The organism is Pseudomonas sp. Irchel s3f10, assembly GCF_900187515.1.
Taxonomy (GTDB): domain Bacteria; phylum Pseudomonadota; class Gammaproteobacteria; order Pseudomonadales; family Pseudomonadaceae; genus Aquipseudomonas; species Aquipseudomonas tensinigenes.
In genome coordinates, this window is the sequence record NZ_FYDZ01000009.1 from 39,494 (window position 1) to 61,841 (window position 22,348).

The window sequence follows — 22,348 nt, forward strand, 5'->3', positions numbered from 1 at the left end:
GGCGACAAATATCTCAACGCTTATCGAGCTTATCCGGCAACGGCGCAAACAACGCTTCGATATCATCACTCTGCAACTTCCAGTCCCCGGCCTTGCGCCCATCCAGCACGCCTGCCGCCAAGTCGGATTTTTCCTTTTGCAGGTGCTGAATCTTCTCTTCCACCGTGCCCCGGGCAATCATCTTGTAAACGAACACCGGTTTCTCCTGACCAATCCGATACGCCCGATCCGTCGCCTGATTCTCGGTCGCCGGGTTCCACCACGGGTCGTAGTGAATCACCGTATCCGCTTCCGTCAGGTTCAAGCCCACGCCACCAGCCTTCAGGCTGATGAGAAAGATCTGACGCTTGCCGCTCTGGAATTCCTTCACCGGCGTACGTCGATCTCGGGTTTGGCCGGTCAGCAGCGCGTAAGCGACATTACGTTTTTTCAGCTCGTCTTCGATCAAGGACAGCATCGAGGTGAACTGCGAAAACAACAGAATCCGCCGACCTTCCTCAAACAACTCCTCAAGCATTTCCATCAGGCTGTCGAGCTTGCCCGAGGTGCTGCCGCGAGCGGGCAGGGTGGCGTCGTTGACCAGACGCAGATCGCAGCAAACCTGACGCAGCTTGAGCAGCGCCTCAAGAATGATGATCTGACTGCGCGCCACGCCTTTACGGGTGATCTCGTCGCGGACTTTCTTGTCCATCGCCAGGCGCATGGTTTCATACACATCGCGCTGCGCTTCGTTGAGATCGACCCAATGGATGATCTCTGTTTTAGGCGGCAACTCGGTGGCAACCTGTTCTTTGGTCCGGCGCAGCAGAAACGGTTTTATCCTACCGTTCAAGTGCTGAAGTCTGACTTCACTGCCACGCTTTTCAATCGGCACACGGTAATCGGCATTGAAGCTTTTCACGTCGCCGAGCCAGCCCGGCAGCAGGAAATGGAACAGTGACCACAACTCACCCAAGTGGTTTTCCAGCGGCGTACCGCTGAGGCACAGGCGCTGGCGTGCATTGAGCTCGCGTGCGGCTTGAGCGGCTTTGCTGTTCGGATTCTTGATGTACTGCGCCTCATCCAGCACCAACACATGCAGCGGCTGCCTGGCCAGACGTTCGACGTCTTTGGGCAGTAGTGCGTAAGTGGTGAGGATCAGGTCGTAATCCGCCAGATTGTCGAAGTGCTTTTTGCGAGTGGCGCCGTACAGCGCGACCACTTTCAGTTGCGGCGTGAAGTGCGCCGCCTCATCGAGCCAGTTCGGAATCAGGCTGGTCGGCATCACCACCATGCACGGGCGATCGAGGCGACCGGCGATTTTCTCACTGAGAATATGCGCCAGAGTCTGTAGGGTTTTGCCCAAACCCATGTCGTCCGCAAGAATCCCGCCGACTTCCAGTTGCCGCAGCGATTGCATCCAGCTCAAGCCTTCGAGCTGATAAGGGCGCAGCGTCGCATTCAAGCTCTCTGGGGCTTCTGCACTGAAATCACGAATGTCGCGCAGGCGTTGAGCGAGCGTGCGGATCTGCTCGCCACCCTCCCATAGCAGCGGCAGGCCTTCCAGAGAGTTGAGGCGCGTGGCGTCGGCCTTGCTCAGGCGCAGGGTGGTTTCGCCCGGCTCCTGCAAATAAAACTCGCCGAGCGTCATCAGTACCGGCTTCAACCGGCCCAACGGCAAAGCCACTTGCAACGGCCCATGGTCGCTGGTGCGTTGCGGGATATTGACCAGAATCAGTTCATCGTCGCGGCGACGGGCGAGGCGTTCCGGGTTGAGGATTTCCGCGTGCGAACGCATCAGATTGAGCAGGATAGGCAACAGGCTCAGGCGCTCACCGTTGACGATGATCCCCAGTTCCAGATCAAACCAGTCGCGCTCCGGCACCTGTTCTACGGTGGCGTACCAGTCATCCACGGCGGTCAGGTCGAAGCCGAACTCCTCATCGATCTGCAGCTCCCAACCTTGGCTGCGCAGCTTCGGCAGTTCGTTGAGGGTGAAAGTCAGCCAGGCGCTGTCATTGACCATCTCGTAGAGCTCGCCGGCACTTTCCGGCAGCGCTTTGCTCTGTCGCGTGGCGATGCGAAAGCCGAGGATTCTTAACTGTTCGCGGTAGGACTGTTCGACTTCCGGGTGACGTTTTATCCGCAGCGTCTGGGTTTCCTGACGAATCAGGATGTCGCTGTTCTTCTGCCCGCTGACGTATTCGTCGAGATAGCTGAACGACAGCGCCGCACGATGCTGGATGTAGCGCTGCATCTTGCCGTTGCGAGGTTCGAAAGCGCTGAACTCGACGCTGGCCAGCCACAGGCGCGGCATCGGCTGCACATTGTCGACCAGCACTTGCGGCGGCGCTTTCGGGCTGCGGTTTTCCAGCACGGCCTGGAGCTTTTCCAAGAGTTCGGCGTCTTTTGCAGCGGCGGGGTAATCGAGGGTTTCCTGTACTTTCAGCAACACCGCCGCGCAGTGTTTGCAGTTGGTGCGCACCGGGCAGGTGCAGCCGGCATCGACCAGCAGCAAAGTGCCTTTGACTGAATCGCGAAGATGAATCGTCTGACGGTACACGTTACCGCCAGAGCCTTCGCAACTGGCGGTGATGGTCGCATCGCCGACCTGGGCGATGCGTACCCGGTTTTCCAGGGCGTAACGGCGGCCACGCTCCAGGCTCTGTTCCTTGAATCGGCTGACCCAGGAGGGCGCCAACGGTTTACTCAGCGGCGGGTTCATAAGGACTTCGATCAGTCCGGAATCGCTTCAGGCGCTTCCCGAGGCGCAGGCGCGGTCAGGGAAGTGATCTTGATCAGCAGGGCCAGATGGCCGTTGTCGAGATAGTTGAGTTGGCCATTCTTGGTGTGGCTGTCCTGCTTCAGGCGCTCACTGGCGGTGACCAGGCCATTGGCGTCGATCTGATTGACCCAGAAGTCGGCGTTCACATCGGTGAAGCGCCCGAGCTTCATCTCCAGCGTGCCCTCGATCGGGAACTGACCGAATTGCTCCTGGCCGTCGCTGACCGCGACTTTGGCTGGCGTCTCACCGAGGGTTTGCTGCCAGGCCTTGTGCATCAAGACTGTGTAGTCGCCGCTGGCGGTGAGCTTGGTGACGACGTCATTCAGCGCAGGTGTGCGCTGGCTGTCATCGGCCAAGCGCTGAGCGCCAGCGGCCCAGTCTTCCGGCGCGGCACGGCTGACGATGGCCGGCACGGCGTTCTGACGCACCAGAATCATTTCGACCTGATACAGGTCATCGGCGAAAACCGAGGGTGCTACCAGGGTGAGTAGCAAAGTCAGCGAGCGAAACAGGCGCATGCGGCGTCCTTTAAACAGATTTCGGGAGGAGGCGCTCAAACAGCGCCTCTACAGTATTAAAGCGCTCTTCCGGGCGTTCCATCGGCACCTGGAACTTGAACATTGTGGCGCCTTCGAATTTGTAGCGTTTTGGCTGGCTCTGGATCAGCTTGATCAGCGTCATCGGATCGACCGGCGTCTGCGCTTCGAACTCGATGCGCCCACCTTGCGGGCCACCATCGACCTTTTTGATGCCCAGTTGCTCGGCCTGCAACTTCAATGCAGTGATGCGCACCAGATTCTTCGTTGGCTCCGGCAGCAGACCAAAACGGTCGATCATCTCGACTTGCAGATCCTTCAAGCCTTCCTCATCGGTGGCTGAAGCAATGCGCTTGTACAGAATCAGGCGAGCGTGAACGTCTGGCAGGTAGTCTTCCGGAATCAGCGCCGGCACCCGCAGGTTGACTTCCGGGCCACCGCCCAGCGGTTGATCGAGGTTCGGTTGCTCGCCCTTGCGGATCGATTTCACCGCGCGCTCAAGCATTTCCATATACAGCGTGAAACCGACGGCTTGAATCTGCCCGCTCTGGCCATCGCCAAGCAACTCGCCGGCACCACGGATTTCCAGGTCGTTGGTCGCCAGTACGAAACCGGCGCCGAGATCCTGAGTATTGGCGATCGCTTCCAGACGCTTTTCCGCATCGGAAGTGATTTGCTGGCGCGGCGGCGTCAGCAGGTAGGCGTAAGCCTGGTGGTGACTACGGCCAACGCGACCGCGCAACTGGTGCAGTTGCGCCAGGCCGAACTTGTCGGCGCGCTCGATGATGATGGTGTTGGCGCTCGGCACGTCGATGCCGGTCTCGATGATGGTCGAGGCGATCAGCACGTTGAAACGCTTGTGATAGAAGTCGCTCATCACCTGTTCGAGTTCGCGCTCGCGCATCTGTCCGTGACCGATGCCGATGCGTGCTTCCGGCACCAGCTCGGCGAGGTCGGCAGCGCACTTCTCGATGGTTTTCACATCGTTGTGCAGGTAGTAAACCTGGCCGCCACGCAGCAGTTCGCGGAGCAGGGCCTCTTTGACCGTGCTCTTGTTCTGCTCCATGACGAAGGTGCGCACCGACAAGCGTCGCGCTGGCGGCGTGGCGATGATCGACAGGTCGCGCATGCCCGACACCGCCATATTCAGCGTGCGCGGAATCGGTGTGGCGGTCAGCGTAAGAATGTCGACTTCGCTGCGCAGGGCCTTGAGCTGTTCTTTCTGACGGACACCGAAGCGGTGTTCTTCGTCGATGATCACCAGCCCGAGATTTTTGATTTTTACATCGTCGGACAGCAGCTTGTGCGTGCCGATGACAATATCGATCTTGCCTTCCGCCAGATCGGCGATCGCCGCATTGACTTCCTTGGCCGATTTGAAGCGGCTCATTACCTCCACGGTCACCGGCCAGTCGGCGAAGCGATCGCGGAAGCTGTTGTAGTGCTGCTGGGCGAGCAGGGTGGTCGGTACCAGAATCGCCACTTGACGACCGCCATGCACAGCGATGAACGCTGCGCGCATGGCCACTTCGGTCTTGCCGAAACCGACGTCACCGCAGACCAGTCGATCCATCGGTTTCGGCGCGAGCATGTCTTCGCGCACGGCTTCGATGGTCGATTGCTGATCCGGGGTTTCTTCGAACGGGAAACCGGCGCTGAACGTCGCGTAATCGGCTTTCGGGTCGGCGAATGCGTAACCTTCGCGAGCGGCGCGACGGGCATAGATGTCGAGCAGTTCAGCGGCGACATCGCGCACCTGTTCGGCGGCTTTGCGCTTGGCTTTCTGCCAAACCTCGGAGCCGAGGCGGTGCAGCGGGGCCAGGGCGTCGTCGCTGCCGGTGTAGCGCGCAATCAAATGCAGGTTGGCCACCGGCACGTAAAGCTTGGCGTTCTCGGCGTATTCGAGGGTGAGGAATTCGGCAGCCTGATTGTCGATTTCCAGAATCGTCAGGCCCAGATAACGGCCGACACCGTGATCGATGTGCACCACCGGCGCGCCTTCGCGCAGTTCGGTGAGGTTCTTGATCACTGCGTCATTGCTGACGTCGCTGCGTTTCTCGCGGCGACGACGTTGCATCACGCGCTGGCCGAACAGCGGACTTTCCGCGACCAGTGCCAGCGCCGGGTCATCCAGCATCAGGCCTTCGTCGAGCGGGGCAATGGTGATCGCCAGGCGATAGTTGCTCGCGACGAAGTCTGGCCAGCTGTCGACAGTTTTCGGCCGCAGCTTCAGGCGTTCAAGCAACTCCAGCAGCACTTCGCGACGGCCGGCGGATTCGGCGGTGAACAGCACGCGTCCGGGGAATTCATCGAGGAACCCGGCCAGCGCGGCCAGCGGTTGCGTGGCTTTGGCTTCAATCGCCAGATTCGGCAGTGCTTGCGCCGGGAAGCGTTCGCGACCAGCGCCGCTTTCGACGTCTTGCTGACTGGTAACCACACGCGGCCAGCTCTTCAGGCGCGCGAAGCAGTCTTCCACCGGCAGGAACAATTCGGCGGGTGGCAATAAAGGACGCGATGGATCGACGCGGCGCTCTTCGTAACGGTTGCGCACGTCGTTCCAGAAATTCTCCGCCGCTTGCTCGATGCCCGGCAGAGAGAACACCTGGGTGTCCTGCGGCAGGTAATCGAACAGCGTCGAAGTTTCGTCGAAGAACAGCGGCAGGTAGTACTCGATACCGGCCGGAGTGATGCCGCTGCTCAGATCCTGAAAGATCGGGCAGCGACGGAAGTCGACGTCGAAACGCTCGCGGAAGCGTGCCTTGAAACGGGTGACCGCGTCTTTCTGCAGCGGGAACTCACGAGCCGGCAGCAGCTTGACCGAATCGACCTTGTCGATGGAGCGCTGGTTTTCCGGGTCGAAGGTGCGCAGGGTTTCGATTTCGTCATCGAACAGGTCGATGCGATAGGGCAGTTTGCTGCCCATCGGGAACAGGTCGATCAGCGCACCGCGTACGGTGAACTCGCCGTGCTCGTACACCGTGTCGACGTAGCGATAGCCGCTGGCTTCAAGCCGCGAGCGCATCTGTTCAACATCGAGCTTCTGCCCGACATCCAGCACCAGGCTGCTGCCGAGCAGGAACTTGGTCGGCGCCAAGCGGTGCAACGCTGTGGTGATCGGCACCACCAGTACGCCATGCGCCAGTTCCGGCAGCCTGTATAAGCTGGCGATGCGCTGGGAAATGATGTCCTGGTGCGGCGAGAACAGGTCGTAGGGCAGGGTTTCCCAGTCGGGGAAATGCAGCACGGGCAAATCCGGGGCGAAGAAACTCAGCTCCTGTTCCAGTCGTTCAGCGCTCTGGCTGTCGGCGGTCAGTAGCAGGGTGAAGCGCTTGGCAGCGCTGGCAGCCTCGGCAATCGCCAGGCTGAGGGCAGCACCGGGCAGATTGCCCCAATGCTGTTTACCTGCCTCGGCAGGGAGTAGCGGTAGACGCAGAACGGGCACGGAAGGTTGAGCTCCAGGCTTTGCGACAAAGTCGGTAATTGTAGCGGCGTCCGGTGCCGCCTGTCAGTTGCAGACTACGTCTATCTTCGCTGTTTGGACGAAATGTAGTGGTAACCATAAAAACCAGCCGTTTTTTTGTGGTTATGTAGTGCCGAAACGGGGTGGTGTTACGGAGGGTTACAGACATCGTCTAACAGTCGTCGAAAAATTGACTGCGCTGAAAGCCCCGGTTTTACTGGGCTCGAGAGAGGCGTAATTTTTTTGAACGGAATTTTGTTACCGATTTCGCGACAAGCGCGCATTGCTACGGGAGGTTGTCGGCGGCATAATGTAGCCCCTTTTTTCTGCCCCTACATGTGGAAGGTTACCGTGACTCAGAAGCCCGACCAGTGTCTTGGTGAATGGATCGACCGTGAAGCACTCGCAGAAGCGATGATTCCGCTTATCGGTCAGCTCTACCGCAATAACAACGTGGTGAGCTCGATCTATGGCCGCAGCCTGATCAACCAGTCTGTCATCGCGATTCTCAAAGCTCACCGCTTTGCGCGCCACCGTTCTTCCGACGACAGCGAACTCTCCGTCCACGAAACATTCCCACTGCTCAAAGCCATGAGCGAGCTCAAGCTCGGCGCGGCTTCGGTAGATCTGGGCAAGTTGGCGTTCAAATTCCGCAACGAAGGCAATGGCCGCAGCGCCGAGCAGTTCGTTCGTGAAGAGATGGCTGACGTGGTTGGCCAGCAAAACGCTTCCGCACGTAAAGGCACCGACGTTGTGCTCTACGGCTTCGGTCGTATCGGCCGTCTGCTGGCGCGCATCCTGATCGAGAAAACCGGTGGTGGCGACGGTCTGCGTCTGCGTGCCATCGTCGTGCGCAAAGGCGCCGACAACGACCTGACCAAACGCGCCAGCCTGCTGCGTCGCGACTCGGTACACGGTTCGTTCAACGGCACCATCACCATCGACGAAGAAAACAACACCATCACCGCCAACGGTAACCTGATCCAGGTGATCTACGCGAAGAACCCGACTGAAGTGGATTACACCCAGTACGGCATCAAAGACGCGCTGCTGGTGGACAACACCGGTGTATGGCGTGACGCCGATGGCCTGGGTCAGCACTTGCAGTGCCCGGGTATCGACCGCGTTGTTCTGACCGCGCCTGGCAAGGGCAAGCTGAAGAACATCGTTCACGGCATCAATCACGGTGAAATCACCGCTGACGACAAGATCGTGTCCGCCGCTTCCTGCACCACCAACGCCATCGTGCCGGTGCTGAAAGCTGTGAATGACAAGTTCGGCATCATCAATGGTCACGTCGAAACCGTTCACTCGTACACCAACGACCAGAACCTGATCGACAACTTCCACAAGGGCGATCGCCGTGGTCGTAGCGCCGCGCTGAACATGGTTATCACCGAAACCGGTGCTGCCACCGCTGCTGCCAAGGCCCTGCCTGAGCTGGCCGGCAAGCTGACCGGTAACGCGATCCGTGTTCCGACGCCAAACGTGTCGATGGCCATTCTCAACCTCAACCTTGAGAAAGCCGCCACCCGTGAAGAGATGAACGAGTACCTGCGCTACATGGCGCTGCACTCCGATCTGCACAAGCAAATCGACTTCGTCAATTCGCAGGAAGTGGTTTCGACCGACTTCGTCGGCTCGCGCCACGCCGGTGTAGTCGATGCTGAAGCGACCATCGTTCAGGACAACCGCGTTGTGCTGTACGTCTGGTACGACAACGAGTTCGGTTACAGCTGCCAGGTTATCCGCGTGATGGAAGACATGGCAGGTGTAAACCCGCCAGCGTTCCCGCGCTAAGCGATAGCTGCAGATGAAAACGCCCCGACCTAGGTCGGGGCGTTTTTGTTTGTGTGTCAGTTGGATCTTTGATGCCAGTCTAGGCCTCATCGCGAGCAGGCTCACTCCTACATGGGGATTTGTGAACGACGCAGATCCAATGTAGGAGTGAGCCTGCTCGCGATAGCTATTTAACGAGCGCCGCCGGGTATGGCGGCTTGCGCCGTGCGTAACTCATGCTTATTGCCCCGGAACAACACCAGCGTCGCAATCAACCCCAGCACCGCTGCACCACTGAGCCAGATCCCCGGCGCAGCCTTGTTGTCCAGCACATGAATCAAATAAGTGCACGCCGCCGGGGTAAACCCGCCGAATGTCGCTGTTGCCAGGCTGTAAGCCAGCGAGAACCCGGTCGTACGCACTTCCACCGGCATGATCTCGGTCAGCGCCACCACCATCGCGCCGTTGTATGAGCCGTACAGGAACGACAACCACAGCTCGACGATCAGCAAATGGCTGAAGCTCGGGTTCGCCACCAGCCACGACAGGGCAGGGTAAGCGGTCAGGATCGCCAGAATCGTCGCTGCCAGCAGTAAGGGTTTTCGGCCGATCTTGTCAGACACCGAGCCCATCACCGGCAACCAGAAGAAGTTCGACAGGCCGATGCACACCGTCACCAGCAATGCGTCGAAGTCCGACAAATGCAGTTCAGATTTGCCGAAGGTCGGGGTGTACGCGGTGATGAGGTAGAACGACACCGTGGTCATTACCACCAGTGCCATGCCTGCGATGACGATGCCAAAGTTCTGACCGATCGAGCGGACAATTTCCCGCAGGGTAGGGCGATGTTTCCTGGCCTGGAACTCCGGCGTTTCCTCCAGTGAACGGCGAATGACGAAAATCACCGGCACAATCATGCAGCCGATCAGGAACGGCACGCGCCAGCCCCAATCACCCATTTGTTCCGGGCTCAGCCAATGGTTGAGGCCGACGCCGAGCAACCCGGCGAAGACCACTGCCGCTTGCTGACTGGCAGACTGCCAACTGACAAAGAAACCCTTGCGGCCCGGTGTCGCGATCTCTGCCAGATACACCGACACACCGCCCAGCTCCACGCCGGCCGAGAAGCCTTGCAGCAAACGGCCAAACAGGACGAGCAGAGGCGCGGCGACGCCTAGGGTCGCATAGCCCGGCACGCAGGCAATCAGTACCGTACCGGCAGCCATCAGCGCGAGGGTGATGATCAGTCCTTGACGACGACCATGACGGTCGATGTAGGCGCCGAGGAAAATCGCCCCCAGCGGACGCATCAGGAAGCCGGCACCAAAGGTCGCCAGCGAAAGCATCAGCGAAGCGAAGGCACTGTCGGTGGGGAAGAAGGTTTTGGCGATGGCCGTGGCGTAAAAGCCATAGACCATGAAGTCGAACATTTCGAGAAAGTTGCCGCTGACAACGCGAAAGATCGCTTTGCCTTTGCCCGTGGTGGAGGACATGTTCAGGTACTCGCTATTGGATTTTGTATAAAGATGTTGCAGATCCTTTAATTCATAATGGCCGCCGCGGTTTTACGGAGAGATGAATAATTGTTCACTGGACGCTTGTTTTGGCTTGTGATGCTGGCTGGCGTATTGGCTGGCTGCGGTAATGGCGAGTCCATGGAAAGCTTCGGCGGGCCTACCATGGGCAGCACGTATTCGATCAAGTACCTGCGTCACGCAGGCATGCCTGAAGCGACGCAGGTTCGCAGTGAGGTGGAGGGCATCCTTGGCGAAGTCGACCGGCAGTTATCCACCTATCGCGATGATTCGGACATCGAGCGCTTCAACGCTTTGCCCGCCAACAGCTGTCAGAAAATGCCTGCGTCGGTACTCGAATTGGTCCGAACTGGCGAACAACTCTCAGCGCAAAGCGAAGGCTCCTACGACCTGACCGTCGAGCCACTGATGAATCTCTGGGGCTTCGGCCCACAAGGTCGTGAAGAGAAAGTCCCTGATGCCGCTGCGCTGGCCGAGGTGATGCAGCGGGTCGGTCACCAGCATCTGCAGATCAATGGCGATCAGTTGTGCAAGGATGCCGCCGTCGAAGTCGATTTCAACAGCATCGCCGCTGGTTATGCCGTCGACACCATCGCGGCAAGGCTCGATGCCATGGGCATCCACGACTACCTCGCTGAAGCGACGGGGGAGTTAAAGGCAAAGGGTCGAAAGCTTGACGACTCATCGTGGCGCATCGCTCTGGAAGAACCCCGCGACGATCAGCAGGTCGCCGAGCGCATCATCAATGTCGACGGCTACGGCGTTTCCACCTCCGGCGACTACCGCAACTATTTCCTGCAGGACGGCCGGCGTTATTCCCACACCTTCGATGCCCGCAACGGTGCACCGGTCCTACACGACCTGGCGTCAGTCACGGTGATTCATCCTTCAGCGTTGATGGCCGATGGACTATCGACGCTGTTGCTGATTCTCGGCCCCGAAAGGGCTTGGGACTATGCCGAAAAACATGACATTGGTGCATTCTTTGTGATTCGTGCCGATACAGGTTTTGTCGTCCGCACCAACACGGCTTTCGAACGCCTCAGTGGCAAGAAAACTGACTGAGAACAATACGAAAGCTGGCGTTGTAGTGCAGGCAAAAGTAGCCTACGACGCGACCAAGGGTTAATGTGCGCGGCGTTGACGCTTCTATAGACTGTGTCCGGGTTCTTGATTGACCCCCAATTGTTCCTTCGCGCCGCCGTTCGGCGTGATTTAGCCGCCGGTGCTGCTGGCATCGCGGCCTGTTCTGAGGAGTACGCATGGCTGTCTACAACTACGACGTGGTGGTGCTGGGTTCCGGCCCGGCGGGAGAAGGCGCGGCAATGAACGCCGCCAAAGCAGGGCGCAAGGTCGCGATGGTCGACAGCCGTCGCCAGGTCGGCGGCAACTGCACCCACCTCGGCACCATCCCGTCCAAGGCACTGCGTCACTCGGTGCGGCAGATCATGCAGTTCAACACCAATCCTATGTTCCGGGCGATCGGCGAGCCACGCTGGTTCTCCTTCCCGGACGTGTTGAAAAGCGCCGAGAAGGTTATTTCCAAACAAGTCGCTTCGCGCACCGGTTACTACGCCCGTAACCGCGTCGACGTGTTCTTCGGCACCGGCAGCTTCGCCGACGAGCAAACCATCGAAGTGGTCTGCGCCAACGGCGTGGTCGAGAAACTGGTGGCCAAGCACATCATCATCGCCACCGGTTCACGTCCTTATCGCCCGGCGGACATCGATTTCCACCACCCGCGTATCTACGATAGCGACACCATCCTCAGCCTCAACCACACCCCGCGCAAACTGATCGTTTACGGTGCTGGAGTGATCGGTTGCGAATACGCGTCGATCTTCAGCGGTCTGGGTGTATTGGTTGAACTGGTCGATAACCGTGGTCAGTTGCTGAGCTTCCTCGACTCGGAAATCTCCCAGGCGTTGAGCTACCACTTCAGCAACAACAACATCACCGTGCGCCACAACGAAGATTACGATCGCGTTGAAGGCGTCGACAACGGTGTGATCCTGCACCTCAAGTCCGGCAAGAAGATCAAGGCCGACGCCTTGCTCTGGTGCAACGGCCGTACCGGTAACACCGACACGCTGGGTCTGGAAAACATCGGCGTCAAGGTCAACAGCCGTGGCCAGATCGAAGTCGACGAGGCTTACCGTACCTGCGTGCCGAACATCTACGGCGCCGGTGACGTGATCGGCTGGCCGAGCCTGGCCAGTGCCGCCCACGACCAGGGTCGTTCGGCCGCTGGCAGTATCGTTGATAACGGTAGCTGGCGCTTTGTGAATGACGTGCCGACTGGCATCTACACCATTCCGGAGATCAGCTCGATCGGCAAGAACGAGCAGGAACTGACCCAGGCCAAAGTGCCGTACGAAGTCGGCAAAGCGTTCTTCAAGAGCATGGCGCGTGCGCAGATCGCCGGCGAGCCGCAAGGCATGCTGAAGATCCTGTTCCACCGTGAAACCCTGGAAGTGCTGGGCGTTCACTGCTTCGGTTACCAGGCTTCGGAGATCGTCCACATCGGTCAGGCGATCATGAGCCAGCCGGGCGAACTGAACACGCTGAAGTACTTCGTCAACACGACGTTCAACTACCCGACCATGGCTGAAGCCTATCGGGTAGCAGCGTACGACGGCCTCAACCGGCTTTTTTGACGGGCTCCGGCCGGTGGCCTGAGCCGGCCGGGGAGACCGATTTCAGCAATTCTCGAGGGTGGCAGTGGCCAAACCGGGAAAGTCTGTAATCAGGCTGTCAACGCCGAAGTCGGCGAGTCTGCGCATCAGCGCAGGCTCGTTGACGGTCCACACCGACACATGCAGCCCTTGACGCTGCGCCTTCTGCAGGCGTTCCGGCGTACACAGCGTCCAGTTCAACGCGAGAATCTCACAGCCATAGCTGGCCGCGACCTTTAGCGGGTCGAGCCAGGCGTATTCGGCGACCAGTCCCCGTGACACATCCGGCACCAGATCCAGCGCCGCTTTCAGCACTTCCCGCGAACTCGAGGTGATCGTCACCTTGTCGAGCAGGCCATGGCGCTGAGCCATTTCACGAATCGCCAGCACGGTGGTTGCCGCGCGAGTACGCGAAGCGCTTTTGACTTCCAGCTGCCAGTGATCAAAATCACATTTCTCGAACAACTCTTCCAGGGTCGGAATCGGGCACGGCTTGATCCAGCCCGGGCCGCCCTTGCGTGCGTCGTAAGTGACCAGTTCGGCGGCGGTGTGCTCAACGACCTTGCCACGCCGTTCCGTGGTGCGCTTGAGGGTCGGGTCGTGGATGACCATCAACTCGCCGTCCTTGGACAGGTGCAGATCCAGTTCGCAACGGCGCACGCCGTGCTTGAGACATTCCTGAAAACTGCTCAGGGTGTTTTCCGGTGCTTCGCCCTTGGCGCCGCGGTGGCCGTAGATGAGGGTCACGGTGCTTCCTTAAGTTAAATGCCAGATTCGTTCTGTTCGCGGGCCAGACGTCGTTCCTGTGCCTGCTTCTGCAAGATATAGCGGGCGAGCAATTGGCGCTGGGCATCGGTCAAGTGTTCGAACTCGGTGCCGACGTCATAACCTTCGCCCTTGCGGTCGCAGTGGGTGACGCGTGCGCGCAGCAGCAGGCCCAGCGCTTGTGGCATCAGCACCAGTTTCACGGACAGGTGTGCACCGGTGGCAATCGGTGTCGGGTGCTGAAAGTCGATCCCGCCTTCGGAGATGATCACCGGTTGCGGCTCGCCGATATGGCCGAGCACGGTCAGGGCGACCACCTGGCTGAGTAGGTCGATGCGTTTGTTCTGGGATTTCAGGAACGCGGCGATGGCCCGGTCGCGCTCGCTGATCTGGCGCAACAGGTGCTGCGACTCGAATTCGCTCAGGTGCAGTTCGCTGAGCAGGTTGAACAGTGGGGAAGCATCCTGCAACACTTCCTGGCCTGCGGCTTCGGGAGCGGGCAGGGGCCGAATTTCCAGTGCGATCGTGTCCTCGATACGGTAGTATTCGCGGCGATCTTCTTCATCTAATGTCGACATGGCGAACCCATGGTAGCGGCGGTGGTCTGAGTGTAAAGCTGGTTATCGACCCCCGCCACAAGGACGTTCCTTTTCCCTCCGAACAAGCCCCGACATGTTCAGACCTCTCTTCGTATTTATCGGCACGCGTTATACCCGTGCAAAGCGTCGCAATCATTTTGTGTCATTCATTTCCCTGACTTCGATGATCGGGCTCGCCCTTGGCGTGGTCGTGATGATCGTCGTGCTGTCGGTGATGAATGGCTTCGATCATGAGATGCGCACCCGCGTGCTGGGCATGGTGCCCCACGCGACCATTGAATCCACTGAGCCGCTCAACGATTGGCAAAGCCTCGCGACCCAGGTCAAGCAGAACCCGCAGGTGACGGCGGTTGCGCCGTTCACCCAGATGCAGGGCCTGCTGACCAATAACGGTCAGGTGTCCAAGGTGTTGCTCAACGCCATCGACCCTGCGCTTGAGCGTAACGTGTCGATCATCGACAACTTCATGAAGCAGGGCAAACTCGACGATTTGACGCCGGGCAGCTTCGGCATCGTCATCGGCGACAAGGCCGCGACCAAGCTCGGCGTGGGCATCGGTGACAAAGTCACCTTCGTCGCGCCGGAGGTCAGCGTGACCCCGGCCGGGATGTTTCCGCGCATGAAACGCTTCACCGTAGTCGGCATTTTCCATGTCGGCGCCGGCGAGCTCGATGGCTATCTGGGCGTCACCAACCTGCAGGATCTGGCGAAGATGCACCGCTGGAAGCCTGATCAGGTGCAGGGCATTCGCCTGAAGTTCGACGATCTGTTCCAGGCACCGCGCGTGGCGTGGAACATCGCCCAGCAACTCGGCGAAGACCATTACTACGCCCGCGACTGGACGCGTACTCACGGCAATCTGTATCAGGCGATCCGTATGGAAAAAGCCATGATCGGCCTGCTGTTGCTGCTGATCGTCGCCGTCGCTGCGTTCAACATCATTTCCACGCTGGTGATGGTGGTCAACGACAAGAAGGGCGACATCGCCATTCTGCGTACGTTGGGCGCGACGCCGGGCACGATCATGCGCACGTTCATGGTGCAAGGCACGGTGATCGGTGTGGTCGGCACGGCGATTGGCGCGGTGCTCGGGATTCTCGCTGCGCTTAACGTCAGCGCAGCGATCTCGGCACTGGAAGGCCTGATCGGCCACAAATTCCTTAATGCTGACGTGTATTTCATTGATTATCTTCCGTCGCAGGTACAGAGCCAGGATGTCGTCATGGTCTGCGCTGCTGCGTTGGTTCTGAGTTTCCTCGCCACCCTGTATCCCGCCTGGCGTGCCGCGCGCACCCAGCCGGCGGAGGCGCTACGTTATGAGTGAGTCGGGCATGAGTGAACAAGCAATCTTGAGCTGCCGCAACCTGGGCAAATCCTACGAGGAAGGCCCGGAATCGGTAGAAGTACTCGCCGGCCTGCAACTGGAGTTGCACCCGGGCGAGCGTGTGGCGATCGTCGGCACTTCGGGTTCGGGCAAAAGTACGTTGCTCAACCTGCTCGGCGGACTGGATACGCCGACCAAGGGCAGCGTCTGGCTCGACGGCGAAGAATTGTCGGCACTGAGCGAGAAGAAGCGTGGCCTGCTGCGTAACCGTGCGCTCGGTTTCGTGTATCAGTTTCACCACTTGCTGCCGGAATTCACTGCGCTGGAAAACGTCTGCATGCCGCTGCTGATCGGCAAGACGCCGATCCCGGAAGCCCGTCAGCGCGCCACGGCTTTGCTGGAACGCGTCGGCCTCGGCCATCGCCTTGAGCACAAACCCTCGGAACTGTCCGGTGGTGAGCGTCAGCGTGTCGCCATCGCTCGCGCTCTGGTGAACAAGCCAGGCCTGGTGATGCTCGATGAGCCAACCGGCAACCTCGACTCCCACACCGCGCAAGGCATTCAGGATTTGATGCTGGAACTCAGCACCTCGATGCGTACCGCGTTTCTGGTGGTGACTCACGACATGAACCTGGCCCGCCAGATGGATCGCGTACTGCACCTGCAAGAAGGTTGCCTGACGCCCATCTGATTGGCTGAAACCCGGCGCCTGCAAAGGCGTCGGGTCTTTTATTTTTATACGGTGCCCCAGCGAATGTTCAGACCGTTATCGATCTTTATCGGCACGCGCTATACCCGCGCCAAGCGCCGCAATCGCTTTGTTTCGTTCATTTCGATGACCTCGATGATCGGCCTCGCCCTCGGCGTGCTCGCGATGATCGTGGTGTTGTCGGTGATGAACGGCTTCCAGCGCGAAATGAGCTCGCGCATCCTCGGCATGGTGCCGCACGCGACCATCGTTGGCGTCAAGCCGATTGATGACTGGCAGCCAGTGGCTGCCGCCGCGATGAAGAATCCTGAAGTGACTGCCGCCGTGCCGTTCACCGAGATGGAAGGCATGCTCTCCTATAAGGGCCTGATGCAGCCGATCCAGATCAGTGGCGTCGATCCGGCGCAGGAAGGCAAGGTGTCGATCGTTGCCCAGCACATTGTGCAGGGGCGTCTGGATGCCTTGAAACCGGGCGAGTTCGGCGTGGTGATTGGTGAAATCACCGCACGACGTTTCCGCCTCAATGTCGGCGACAAAATCACCCTGATCGTCCCGGAAGTCAGCACCGCGCCGGGTGGCATCACCCCGCGTATGCAGCGACTGAACGTGGTCGGCGTGTTCAAGGTTGGCGCCGAACTGGACGGCTCGATGGGCCTGATCCACGTGGCCGATGCCGCGACCATGCAGCACTGGGAACCGAATCAGGTGCAGAGCGTGCGTCTGGCGGTGAAAGACCTGTACGCCGCGCCGAAAGTCTCCTCGGACATTGCCGCCGGGTTGGGCGCCGAGTTCAAGGCTGACGACTGGACCCACACCCAGGGCAGCCTGTTCAGCGCGATGAAAATGGAAAAAACCATGATCGGCCTGCTGTTGCTGATGATCGTCGCGGTGGCGGCGTTCAACATCATCGCCACCCTGATCATGGTGGTGAACGACAAGGGCGCGGACATCGCGATTTTGCGCACCATCGGCGCCACGCCACGGCAGATCATGGCGATCTTCATGGTGCAGGGCACGGTGATCGGCATTGTCGGCACATTGATTGGCGGTGTGCTCGGCGTGATCGCCGCGCTGAATGTCAGTCAGATCGTGGGCTGGATCGAGCGAGTCAGCGGGCAGCATATCTTCAGTTCGGATGTGTATTTCGTCAGCAATCTGCCGTCGGAATTGCAGGGTGGGGATGTGCTGTTGATCTGTTCGGCGGGCTTTATTCTGAGCTTTTTGGCAACGGTGTATCCGGCCTGGCGGGCGGCGAAGATCGAGCCGGCTCATGCGCTGAGATATTCTTAAGCAGACAGGCCGCTTTCGCGAGCAGGCTCGCTCCCACAGGGGATTTGTGAACGACGCAGATCCAATGTGGGAGCGAGCCTGCTCGCGAAGGGGCCGCAACTGCTGGCCTCAATCTCTCTTGGGTAGCTCAATCACAAACCGCGTCCATCCCGCTTCAGATTCGCAACGAATTTGCCCACCATGGGCGCGGACGATGGATTGAGTAATCGCCAACCCCAACCCCGCATGCTCACTGCTGCCTTCCTGCCGCGCCGGATCGGCCCGATAAAACCGGTCGAACAATCGCGGCAACAACTCCGCAGAAATTCCCTCACCGCTGTTCTCGACTGAAATGCGCACAACGCTCGCTTGATCAACGATCCGCAAGCTCACATAGCCCTCAGCCGGGGTAAACCGCAGCGCGTTATCCAGCAGATTCGACAAGGCCCGGCGCAACATACTGCGATCACCCTCGATCCGCGCGTTGCCTCCTCGACTCAGCTTGACCCCGGCGTCCTCCGCCAGCGGCGCAAAAAACTCCAGCAGCAGATCGGTCTCATCCGCCAATTCCAAGGGTTCGCGCTTGGGCATCAGCAAACCGTGATCAGACTTGGCCAGGTACAACATGTCGTTGACCAACTGCGCCATCCATTGCAGTTCTTCGAGATTGCTGTGCAGCGCTTCGCGGTAATCCTCGATTGGCCGTGGGCGGGTGAGGGTGACCTGAGTGTGAGTGAGCAGGTTCGACAGCGGTGTACGCAGCTCATGGGCGATGTCGGCGGAAAACGCCGAGAGCCGCTGAAACGAGTCGTCGAGGCGTGCGAGCATGGCGTTGAAGCTGTGGGACATTTCCGCAAGCTCGGGCGGCATTTGCGCTTCCGGTAGTCGGGCATTCAACGATTGAGCGGAAATCCCACGGGCGACTGCACTCATGCGTCGCAATGGCCGCAAGCCGCTGCGTGCGGCCCAGGCACCGAGCAAAGCGGTGGCCAGCGCTGACAGGCCGACAGTCAGCCAGATCAGATGCTGCATGCGTTGCAGAAAGTGCTGGTGATGGGTGATGTCCAGCAGCAAGGTCAATTGCGGCGAATCGGGTTTTTCCGGGTAGAGCGGGGCGTTGAGTACGCGATAGTCCGTACCGTCGTGACTCACGGTCGACAGGCCGGGTTGTGCCGGCAAGTCCTTGGGGATCTGCGTCGAACTGTCGTACCAGCGTTGGCCGTCACTGCCAGTGATGCGCAGCGACAGATCGGCCTGACGGCTCAGTTCATCCGCCAGTCGTGCTTCACGTTGGCCGGGTTGAAGATCCTGCAAGGCGCGGCGCAGGCCGATCAGCTTGCCGTCCAGTTGTTGCTGGTCGAGTTCGATAAAGTGCGCCTCGCTGGCGCGGTCGAACAACACGCCGGCGAACAGTGAAACCACGGCGGTGCACGCAGCAAACAACAGGGCCAAGCGCGAACTCAGCGACAACCGGCGCATCAGGCGCCACGCTCTTCGAGCACGTAACCCATGCCGCGCACCGTGTGGATCAGCTTGTTGGGGAATTCGTCGTCGATTTTCAGGCGCAAACGGCGGATCGCGACTTCGATAACATTGGTGTCGCTGTCGAAATTCATGTCCCAGACCTGCGAGGCAATCAGCGATTTCGGCAGCACTTCGCCTTGGCGACGCAGAAGCATTTCCAGCAGCGCGAATTCCTTGGCCGTCAGATCGATGCGCTGGCCGCTGCGCTCGACCCGGCGGCGGATCAGATCCAGACGCAGGTCGGCCAGTTGCAGACTGGTTTCCTGTTGTGTAGCGCTGCCGCGACGCAACAGGCTGCGCACCCGCGCCAGCAGTTCGGAGAAAGCGAAGGGCTTGACCAGATAGTCGTCGGCACCGAGTTCGAGGCCATGAACCCTGTCTTCCACGGCGTCTTTGGCCGTGAGAAAAAGTACCGGCGTATCCAGCCCGGCGCTGCGCACCGCTTGCAGAATCTGCCAGCCGCTGCGACCCGGGAGCATCACGTCGAGGATCAGCAACGCGTAGTCACCGCTCAGTGCCAGTTGCTGGCCGCTGTTGCCGTCAGCCACCAGCTCCGTGTTGAACCCGGCCTCGGTCAGGCCCTGGCGCAGGTATTGGCCGGTTTTCGCTTGGTCTTCGACGATCAACAGTTTCATGGGCGACTCGGTTTTGTTCGGGGTGTAGAAACGAAAGCTTTATACCTTGAGAGCAGACGACAGGCGCCAACCTGACAAAGTTGTAATCTGCCTGTCAGGTAGATGCCAGCGCCGGCCGGCTAAAGTTTCCCATAGGCTGAACCTTATCTTGTTGGAGAACGACCATGTTTTTACGCCAATCCTTGACGTTGGCTGCCTGTCTGTTGGCGCTGAGCTCGCCAGTGTGGGCCGCGCCAGCTCACACCTACGAGTTTGGCCAGCCAGCGCCTGCCGCCAAAGCCACGCGCAGCATTGAAGTGGTGTTGAACGACATGTCGTTCGACCCGAAGGCGATTCAGGTCAAGGCCGGTGAGACCGTTCGCTTTGTGCTGGTGAATAAAGGCCAATTGCTGCACGAATTCAACCTCGGCGACGCGGCGATGCATGCCAGACACCAGCAGGAAATGTTGCAGATGCAGCAAAGCGGCATGCTTACGCCTACCGGCATGAAGGAAATGTCCCACGACATGGCCGGCATGGATCACCCAACGATGGGCCATGGTATGAAGCATGATGATCCGAACAGCGTGTTGGTCGAACCGGGCAAAACTGCCGAGTTGACCTGGACCTTCAGCAAGGCCACCAGCCTGGAATTTGCCTGCAATATTCCCGGGCATTATCAGGCGGGCATGGTCGGCAAACTGACTGTCAGTCAGTAAGCACTCAAAGGCGCGGGCAAAGGCTGGTAGAATCCGCTGATTCTTCAGTCAGGTTTCCGCCATGCATCCCGCAGCCGAACATTCGCCGCTGGGCAAATCCAGCGAATACATCGCCACGTACACGCCATCCCTGCTGTTCCCGATTCCGCGCACCGCGAAATGGGCCGAGCTGGGCCTGACCGCCGACACCCTGCCGTATAAAGGTGTGGATTTCTGGAACTGCTTCGAGCTGTCGTGGCTGTTGCCATCCGGCAAGCCAGTGGTGGCGATCGGCGAATTCAGCATTCCGGCGGATTCGCCGAATATCATCGAATCGAAGTCGTTCAAGCTGTATTTGAACTCGCTGAACCAGACGCCGTTTGCCGACGTCACTTCTTTGGAAGCAACGCTGGTCAAGGATTTGTCGGCCGCTGCCGGCAAACCGGTGGGTGTCCGGGTTCGCAGCCTGAAGGATGTTGAAGCGGAGGGCGTCGTGGCGCTGCCGGGCGTGTGCATCGACGATCTGGATATCAGCGTCAGCAACTATGAGCACCCGCGCCCGGAACTGCTGCGTTGCGATGAATCGCGGGTTGTCGAAGAGACGGTCTATAGCCATCTGCTCAAATCAAATTGCCCGGTGACCAGTCAGCCGGACTGGGGCACAGTGGTGGTGGAGTACCGTGGCTCGGCGCTGGATCATGCCAGTCTGCTCGAATATATCGTCAGCTTCCGTCAGCACTCGGACTTCCATGAACAGTGTGTGGAGCGGATTTTCCTTGATCTGCAGCGTCTTCTGAAACCTGAGAAGCTCACGGTATTTGCCCGTTACGTACGTCGCGGCGGACTGGATATCAACCCGTATCGCAGCACTGAAAGTGTACAGCTGCCGAACCATCGATTGGTGCGTCAATAGATACCCAATGTAGGAGTGAGCCTGCTCGCGATAGCGGTGTAGCAGTCGACATCAACGTTGAATGTCAGTCAGCTATCGCGAGCAGGCTCACTCCTACAGGGGAATGCATTGCCAAAGTTGAAATGAAAAAGCCCTGCCAGTGATGGCAGGGCTTTTTGCGTTTCGGGGGGAATCAGATCCCCATGCTGCCCAGCGCGTTGACGATATTGCGCAAGGTGCCAGCTATGGTTGGATGGTCAACTTCAAAGCGTTCAACGGCGAGGTTCACGCCGTCGGCAATGTTCGAATCGTTGGTCTTGGTTTCGAGTTCAAGTTCCAGTTCAATCTGCGCCATCAGCGCATGCAAATCCTCACGCTCGGCTTCCGACAGCGGCGGATTCTGCTCCAGCTGCTCGCGCAGGGTATCGAGCTGTTTTTGCAGTTCTTGGGCGGGCATGGTGTTTTCCTTTTATCAATAGGCACTGGCATTGACCGCAGCCGCGCGCCAAAGGTCTATGGCTGACCTTTAGATTAATCCACTCCCGGCAAACCTGCATGATCCCGATCAGGGCTTTTCGCCTTTGAGGCGGCGCAGGCTGATGTCTGCCAGGCAGGTGTCGAGTTCGCCCAAGTGATCGATCACCGAATGCACGCCGAGCCCGAATAGCTGCATCGTCGCCTTGCCACGCAGTTGTTCGCGTTCTCTCTGGCTCAGCGCTTGCCATTCGCCCGGCGCCAGGCCGCACAGCGAGCCGCAGGAGGCGAGGCCGATGGTCCACAACCCAGCGTTAAGGCCGGCCTGCAACAGGCGCGGCTCACCGCTGACCAATACGCAACCGTCCAGACTGCTGACGTTCAGATCCATCAGGGCCTGCCAGCAAGCGTTCGGCGCAGGCCATGGATTGATTGTTGCCGAATATTGCGCGGGTTTGATCCAGGCAGGTAGCGAGTTTGATAACGATTGGGCGAGGGCAGGGGGGAGTTCATCCAGCCAGGCGCAGGGAATCTGCTGGCGCTGCAAACTATGCAGACTGTCGAGCGCCCCCGGCGTAGCCTCGGCATATTCGGGCCGGGCAACGGTATTCAGACGAGCGCGAGCACCGAAATCCACCAGACAACCGCTGAGTCCAAACAGTACGGCGGTCAGGCTGGACGCGGCGACGGGCAAGGTTTCGGCGTGTGTCATGGCAGCGTCCCTGAAATAG

18 protein-coding genes are annotated in these 22,348 nt (G+C 59.4%); 8 read left to right on the top strand and 10 right to left on the bottom strand.

The window, feature by feature from the left end; all coding sequences use genetic code 11:
• Nucleotides 1–13 precede the first annotated feature (13 nt).
• From CKW17_RS19250 to mfd, 3 genes are read right to left on the bottom strand one after another with little or no spacing between them, the layout of a single operon-like run.
• Nucleotides 14–2,704, bottom strand: coding sequence for a DEAD/DEAH box helicase (locus tag CKW17_RS19250; RefSeq protein ID WP_095121051.1), 2,691 nt, complete (start codon nucleotides 2,702–2,704; stop codon nucleotides 14–16).
• A gap of 11 nt (nucleotides 2,705–2,715) precedes the next feature.
• Nucleotides 2,716–3,282, bottom strand: a complete 567-nt coding sequence (locus CKW17_RS19255; protein ID WP_095121052.1) for a CsiV family protein — start codon at nucleotides 3,280–3,282, stop codon at nucleotides 2,716–2,718.
• Between the two features lie 10 nt (nucleotides 3,283–3,292).
• Nucleotides 3,293–6,742 carry a transcription-repair coupling factor gene (gene mfd / locus CKW17_RS19260; RefSeq protein WP_095121053.1) on the bottom strand — a complete coding sequence of 1,150 codons (3,450 nt, stop codon included), beginning with the start codon at nucleotides 6,740–6,742 and terminating at the stop codon, nucleotides 3,293–3,295.
• A 354-nt stretch (nucleotides 6,743–7,096) separates the two neighbouring features.
• Here mfd and CKW17_RS19265 point away from each other — a divergent pair, with 354 nt between their 5' ends.
• Nucleotides 7,097–8,560 carry a glyceraldehyde-3-phosphate dehydrogenase gene (locus CKW17_RS19265; RefSeq protein ID WP_007910488.1) on the top strand — a complete coding sequence of 488 codons (1,464 nt, stop codon included), beginning with the start codon at nucleotides 7,097–7,099 and terminating at the stop codon, nucleotides 8,558–8,560.
• Between the two features lie 170 nt (nucleotides 8,561–8,730).
• Here CKW17_RS19265 and CKW17_RS19270 read toward each other — a convergent pair whose 3' ends face one another.
• On the bottom strand, nucleotides 8,731–10,032 hold the full coding sequence (locus CKW17_RS19270; protein WP_095121054.1) for an MFS transporter: 1,302 nt from the start codon (nucleotides 10,030–10,032) through the stop codon (nucleotides 8,731–8,733).
• Nucleotides 10,033–10,152: 120 nt separating this feature from the next.
• On the opposite strand from CKW17_RS19270, the gene CKW17_RS19275 reads away from it, so the two are divergent.
• Together CKW17_RS19275 and sthA are read left to right on the top strand one after the other, a co-directional pair.
• Entirely contained in the window at nucleotides 10,153–11,139 is a 987-nt protein-coding gene (locus CKW17_RS19275) for an FAD:protein FMN transferase (RefSeq protein ID WP_176470101.1), read from the top strand.
• A 197-nt stretch (nucleotides 11,140–11,336) separates the two neighbouring features.
• The gene (sthA, locus tag CKW17_RS19280; protein ID WP_038362239.1) at nucleotides 11,337–12,731 is read left to right on the top strand and encodes a Si-specific NAD(P)(+) transhydrogenase; all 1,395 of its coding nucleotides are present in this window, start codon (nucleotides 11,337–11,339) and stop codon (nucleotides 12,729–12,731) included.
• A 42-nt stretch (nucleotides 12,732–12,773) separates the two neighbouring features.
• Here sthA and CKW17_RS19285 read toward each other — a convergent pair whose 3' ends face one another.
• Nucleotides 12,774–13,496 (bottom strand): glycerophosphodiester phosphodiesterase, encoded by a 723-nt coding sequence (locus tag CKW17_RS19285; protein WP_095121056.1) that lies wholly within the window; start codon nucleotides 13,494–13,496, stop codon nucleotides 12,774–12,776.
• 14 nt (nucleotides 13,497–13,510) lie between these two features.
• Complete coding sequence (locus CKW17_RS19290) at nucleotides 13,511–14,092, bottom strand: PilZ domain-containing protein (RefSeq protein ID WP_095121057.1); 582 nt, start codon at nucleotides 14,090–14,092, stop codon at nucleotides 13,511–13,513.
• A 94-nt stretch (nucleotides 14,093–14,186) separates the two neighbouring features.
• On the opposite strand from CKW17_RS19290, the gene CKW17_RS19295 reads away from it, so the two are divergent.
• The 3 genes from CKW17_RS19295 (at nucleotide 14,187) to CKW17_RS19305 (ending at nucleotide 17,436) form a co-directional block, all read left to right on the top strand.
• On the top strand, nucleotides 14,187–15,437 hold the full coding sequence (locus tag CKW17_RS19295; protein WP_095121058.1) for a lipoprotein-releasing ABC transporter permease subunit: 1,251 nt from the start codon (nucleotides 14,187–14,189) through the stop codon (nucleotides 15,435–15,437).
• Complete coding sequence (gene lolD / locus CKW17_RS19300) at nucleotides 15,430–16,128, top strand: lipoprotein-releasing ABC transporter ATP-binding protein LolD (RefSeq protein ID WP_095121059.1); 699 nt, start codon at nucleotides 15,430–15,432, stop codon at nucleotides 16,126–16,128. The genes CKW17_RS19295 and lolD overlap by 8 nt, the downstream gene beginning before the upstream one ends.
• A gap of 63 nt (nucleotides 16,129–16,191) precedes the next feature.
• Nucleotides 16,192–17,436, top strand: coding sequence for a lipoprotein-releasing ABC transporter permease subunit (locus tag CKW17_RS19305; protein ID WP_095121060.1), 1,245 nt, complete (start codon nucleotides 16,192–16,194; stop codon nucleotides 17,434–17,436).
• 108 nt (nucleotides 17,437–17,544) lie between these two features.
• Here the strand turns inward: CKW17_RS19305 and CKW17_RS19310 are convergent, their stop codons facing one another.
• Together CKW17_RS19310 and CKW17_RS19315 are read right to left on the bottom strand one after the other, a co-directional pair.
• Complete coding sequence (locus tag CKW17_RS19310; RefSeq protein ID WP_095121061.1) at nucleotides 17,545–18,894, bottom strand: heavy metal sensor histidine kinase; 1,350 nt, start codon at nucleotides 18,892–18,894, stop codon at nucleotides 17,545–17,547.
• Nucleotides 18,894–19,574: a heavy metal response regulator transcription factor gene (locus CKW17_RS19315; protein ID WP_038362249.1), complete on the bottom strand. Its 681-nt coding sequence runs from the start codon at nucleotides 19,572–19,574 to the stop codon at nucleotides 18,894–18,896. Before CKW17_RS19315 ends, CKW17_RS19310 begins: the two co-directional genes overlap by 1 nt.
• Nucleotides 19,575–19,738: 164 nt before the next feature.
• Between CKW17_RS19315 and CKW17_RS19320 the strand changes: the two genes are divergently transcribed.
• Both CKW17_RS19320 and queF read left to right on the top strand, forming a co-directional pair.
• Nucleotides 19,739–20,272, top strand: coding sequence for a plastocyanin/azurin family copper-binding protein (locus CKW17_RS19320; RefSeq protein ID WP_095121062.1), 534 nt, complete (start codon nucleotides 19,739–19,741; stop codon nucleotides 20,270–20,272).
• Between the two features lie 61 nt (nucleotides 20,273–20,333).
• Nucleotides 20,334–21,164: an NADPH-dependent 7-cyano-7-deazaguanine reductase QueF gene (gene queF / locus CKW17_RS19325; protein ID WP_095121063.1), complete on the top strand. Its 831-nt coding sequence runs from the start codon at nucleotides 20,334–20,336 to the stop codon at nucleotides 21,162–21,164.
• Nucleotides 21,165–21,336: 172 nt separating this feature from the next.
• Here queF and CKW17_RS19330 read toward each other — a convergent pair whose 3' ends face one another.
• Both CKW17_RS19330 and CKW17_RS19335 read right to left on the bottom strand, forming a co-directional pair.
• Complete coding sequence (locus tag CKW17_RS19330) at nucleotides 21,337–21,600, bottom strand: DUF4404 family protein (protein WP_095121064.1); 264 nt, start codon at nucleotides 21,598–21,600, stop codon at nucleotides 21,337–21,339.
• 108 nt (nucleotides 21,601–21,708) lie between these two features.
• Nucleotides 21,709–22,329 carry a phosphatase gene (locus tag CKW17_RS19335; protein WP_095121065.1) on the bottom strand — a complete coding sequence of 207 codons (621 nt, stop codon included), beginning with the start codon at nucleotides 22,327–22,329 and terminating at the stop codon, nucleotides 21,709–21,711.
• Nucleotides 22,330–22,348: the final 19 nt, after the last annotated feature.